Here is a 1,289-nt window from a genome sequence, read left to right as displayed (position 1 = left end):
TGACAAACAACCCCGAGTTTCTGGAAGTGGCGGAACGAAACGCTGAATACTGGATCACGCACCTTCCTGACGACAAAATCCCATATTGGGATTTCCATGCCGATCTGTCGCAGCCTCCGCCCTGGGGTCGGCAGAAAGAAAGCTCGGCGGCCGCCATTGCGGCCAGCGGTCTGTGGGATCTGGCAAAACAAACTCCCTCTCCGGAGCGGGGCTTGGTTTACCGGAACACGGCCCTTGTGATGCTGTCCGCTTTGTGCGACCCTGAATACCTCGCGATTGAGACCCCGGGCTGGGAAGGCATCCTCAAACACGGCGTGTATCACACGCGAAAAAACCTTGGCGTCGACGAGTCCGTTATGTGGGGAGACTATTTCTTCGTAGAAGCGCTGACCAAGGCCCTGACAAGCGAGGGCAGTAATGGCTAGGGACGGTATTCCACGTCGAACCCGGGCTGCGGGGGTGTGACACCCCGATAACTCCAGTCCAGAAGCTCAACCGGATGGGCCAAAAGCAAACCCAGCCGACGCCGTCGCACCTCGCGACCAATATGGAGCAGGCATCCGGCATTGGCAGCCACCACGGCTTGCGCGCGTGTCTCCACGATGCGATCGACCTTCCGCTTGACCAACCGCATGGCCATGGCATCCTGCAAGAGGTTATAGCTGCCCGCAGAGCCACAGCACAATTCACTCTCATACAACGGCACAAGTTCCAGCCCGGGAATTTTTGAGAGCAGCGCTCGGGGTTGCCGCCGAATCTGCTGGGCGTGCGCAAGGTGACAGGCGTCGTGGTAGGTTATTCGTAGAGGTAACGGGTTTTCCGGCGTTTTCGTTCCCAGATCGTCAAGAAATTCGCAAATATCGCGCACTTTCTTGCTGAATTCTGCATACTGTTCACGATCCCCATCTGCCCAATAGTGGGGATATTCTTTGAGCATCGCACCACAGCCCGCATGATTGACGATCACCGCATCGAGGTCACGGACAGGAAAACTACGGACGTTCTGCTCCGCCAGTCTTTTGGCCCCACGCTCATCACCCGTGTGATAGTGAATGGCCCCGCAACACCCCTGTCCCCTGGGAATCAACACATCACAACCGTTTTCCTGCAGCACACGGAGTGTCGCCCAGTGAATATGCCGGAACATGGCGTCGCCCACACACCCCACGAACAGAGCCACGCGAGCCCGCCGACGTCCTTTCGCGGGAAGGAAATCTGGCAGACGTTTTTGTCCCGGCACGTGAGGGTTCACAAGTGTAGCCATTTTCCCGAGAATGCCTGGAAGCACA

Annotated in this window: 1 protein-coding gene and 1 pseudogene; one reads left to right on the top strand and one right to left on the bottom strand. The window is 57.6% G+C overall.

Going from position 1 to position 1,289, the window contains the following annotated elements:
• A pseudogene (locus H5U08_RS19145) lies at window positions 1-425 on the top strand (glucuronyl hydrolase); the annotation flags it as partial.
• On the opposite strand, the gene H5U08_RS19140 reads toward H5U08_RS19145, so the two are convergent.
• The coding region (locus H5U08_RS19140) for a (Fe-S)-binding protein (protein ID WP_297036871.1) at window positions 422-1,289 on the bottom strand (868 nt) is incomplete at its 5' end. The pseudogene H5U08_RS19145 and the gene H5U08_RS19140 sit on opposite strands and share 4 nt — an antisense overlap.

It is taken from the genome of Thermogutta sp., assembly GCF_014359955.1.
Classification (GTDB): Bacteria; Planctomycetota; Planctomycetia; order Pirellulales; family Thermoguttaceae; genus Thermogutta.
The sequence above is the reverse complement of the archived record's forward strand: the minus strand, read 5'-3'. Positions and strand labels throughout refer to the sequence as shown.